Origin of the sequence: Mesorhizobium sp. M7A.F.Ca.CA.004.12.1.1 (assembly GCF_003997835.1) — a bacterium.
In the GTDB taxonomy this organism is placed as follows: domain Bacteria; phylum Pseudomonadota; class Alphaproteobacteria; order Rhizobiales; family Rhizobiaceae; genus Mesorhizobium.
This window is the reverse complement of sequence record NZ_RZRK01000761.1, coordinates 1-2913: the sequence shown is the minus strand read 5'-3', so window position 1 is coordinate 2913 and position 2913 is coordinate 1. Positions and strand designations below refer to the sequence as shown.

At 65.3% G+C, this 2913-nt stretch carries 2 protein-coding genes; both read right to left on the bottom strand.

Translation table 11 applies throughout. The annotated features are described in order from the left end of the window. Nucleotides 1-182 precede the first annotated feature (182 nt). The gene (locus EN984_RS29080) at nucleotides 183-1169 is read right to left on the bottom strand and encodes a serine kinase (protein WP_127267626.1); all 987 of its coding nucleotides are present in this window, start codon (nucleotides 1167-1169) and stop codon (nucleotides 183-185) included. After that, nucleotides 1166-2913 (bottom strand): lasso peptide isopeptide bond-forming cyclase (locus tag EN984_RS29075; RefSeq protein WP_127384143.1); only part of this gene is annotated, 1748 nt, incomplete at its 5' end. The genes EN984_RS29075 and EN984_RS29080, both read right to left, overlap by 4 nt.

Below are 2913 nucleotides of genomic sequence, written 5' to 3'. Positions count from 1 at the left end.
GACCAGATGCAGCAGCGGGATGAGCAGCAGGATGGAGATGCCCTCGGTCAGGCTGCCGAGGATGAGGAAGAAAAGCGCCGTCCATGTTCGCCGGCCGCCGATCCGGGCAATGGCGGCGCCGAATGCGGCAATTTCTCGAAACAGCGACAGGCGAAGGGTTGGGGGCTTCGACATGGTTGCGCTTACGACCGCCGGCTGCCAGCCGACAGATCCTTTTCGATCAGTTCCACGGCTTCACCGATCCTGTCCAGGCCCGTCGGGACTTCCAGCCGCCGCACGCCGATATGGTTGGCAATCCATGAACATTGCCGAAGATGCGCCGCCGCGAAGTCGTCGGGGAGGGCCGCGCGGCCGAAGCGCGTCACATAGGAGAATTTGATGATGGCCGGCAGGGCGGCAATGGCGGGCAAGGGCGTGATGCCAGCCCTTTCGCCGCGCTTGAGGATATAGATCCTGGTCGCCGGCACCTTGTCGCCCGAAAAGTCACCGTTCAGGCGATGCTGCATCTTGTCGATCGCCGGATGCACTTGCGGCCGCACTTCCGCTTCCCCGAGCGAGATCGCCGCCGCGGCGTCGGCCGCCAGCTTGATCTGCGGAAAGCCCGGAACGGTCATTGGCTCACTCGGATTGGCGAGGTCCAGCGCCACCACGTCATCGGTAAGCAGTCGATGCCCGGCCCGGATCATCGCACTTGCGGTCGTCGACTTGCCGGCACCCTTGTCACCCATGAAGATGGCGCTCGTGCCGGCGGCGGCGATGGCGCTGGCATGCAGGACAAGCAGGCCGCGCCGGTGCAAGAGCAGCGCCATGACCGGGCCGAGCAGCGGAAACGCCAGCAGCGCGTCGTCGACGCCGGGCGCCGGTTCAATGTCGATACGGTTGGAATCGGTGATCAGGAACGCGCCCACGGCATGCCAGGCCAGATATTGCCGGTCCGCCTCGAAGCGAAAGTCGGTCGCGGCTTCGGGCGCCGGCTTTGGCAGGTCGATCGCGCCGACGGCGATCACGACATCCGCCGCCCCGGGCGGCGCCGGCTGCAGTTCGGGTAACATCACCTCCGACGCGATGGTCAGACCATAGGCGCGGTAGAAGCGGCGTTCTCGCATTGCCCGGCCATGCGGACGGGGATTATCACTGTATGCGGCCATCGGCTCGTTGCGCGGCATCACGTGGGGCTCCCGCCGTGCGGGAGTTGCCGCAGCCAGAGCGACAGCGAGGCCGAGCGCCAGACATACTGGACATCCAGGGGGGCTGCCTGATCGGGCTGGCGCAGCAGTCGCGCATAGGCAGCACTCACTTGCGGCAGATTGACATAAGGCGCGATGCGGCCTGCATCCGAGACCAGCAGCTGTTCCAGGAGGTCGCGATGATTGCGCAGCATGCCGTTGACGAGATTGGCGGTGAAGTCGATCTTGTCGCGTCGCCACTGCACCGCCTCCGGCAATACGCCTTGCATGGCGCGACGCAGCACATAGCGACCAAAGCCGTGGCTCAGCTTCTCCTCGCCCGGCAATGCCAGGCAGAACTCGACCAGCGGCTTGTCCCAGAATGGGTATCGCGGCTCGACGCCGAAATTGGCGGCGGCCTTGTCGAGAACCTCGAAAGCATGCGGGACATAGCCGTTCGACAGGATCCAGCGATGGCTCAAGGCGTCGCTGGCCTGAACGCCGGGCGGCATATAGCCGGCCCGGTGAAACCGGTCGACAAGCTCGGTGCGCTTGGCAAGGTCCGGATTGATCAGGTCGCGCCAGCTTCGTGCGCGCTGCACGTGCGCGGGCTTGCGGATCCTGTTCAGGGCACGGTTGGCCAGATGCCTCAGCTTGGCGATGCGCCAGGCCGGCCCGTAGAGGGTCAGGAACTGGAGATAAAGGCCAAGCGTGCTGTCGCCATAGGTATTGGAGGCGCTGCGGACCTCGCGCCACAGATCCATCCATCGGCCGCCATTCGCAAGCTCGTGCAGGTGACCATGGCCTTGGGAAACGACCTCGTCGCCGCCATGGCCGTCCAGCAGCACCTTGATGCCCTTGGCGCCGGCAGTCCGGTAGACACCGCGGGTGAGCGTCAGGCCCGGCGCCAGGAACGTTCCTTCCTGTTCTTCCAGCACGCGTTCGAATTCGGCGAATGGGGCATAGTTGCCGACCGGGATCAGTGTCGCGTCGACCTTCTGCTGGTCGAGAACGGCATCGATGAAGGGCCGCTCGTCCATCGGCGAGCCCTTCTCGAAAACCAGCGAGAAGGTCGGCAGCTTCGGCTTGCGCGCAGCGGCATTCTGCAGGCCGGCGACACAGGCGATAGATGAGGAATCGAGGCCGCCGCTCAGCATTGCGCCGACTGCCGAGGTCCCTCGCATGCGGTTGCGCACCGATTGCGAGAACAGATGGGCGAATTCCTCCGATGCATCCGACCGCAAGGGCCGCGCCGACGGCTCGATCTGCCAGTATCGACGCAACATCACCTGTTGCGCGGTGACGGTCAGGCTGTGGCGGGCCGGCAGGCTGAATATATCGCTGTAGGGGGTCGACTGCGGGTCGTCGGGAAGCCCGGCCAGGAAGCCGGAGATCTGGCGCTCGCTGACACGTGCGCGGATACCTTCGACGCCCAGGATCGGCCCGATCTCGGACGCGAAGGCAAAACGCCGGTCCGCCGCGTGGTAGTAGAACGGCTTGACGCCAAAATGATCGCGCGCGCAAAACAGCGATTGCCGCTCGTCATCCCAGATGGCGAACGCGAAATCGCCTTGCAGATGCTCCGGACAGGCTTCGCCCCAACGCAGATAGGCCCGCATCAGCACCATCGCGTCGGCCACCGACTGGTCGCGGATACCGAGCCTGGCCAGCAACTCGTCACGGTTGTCCAGCCGGCAATCGGCGGTGATGGCGAGCCGGCCGCCAGCCATCGTCAAAGGGCCTGGGC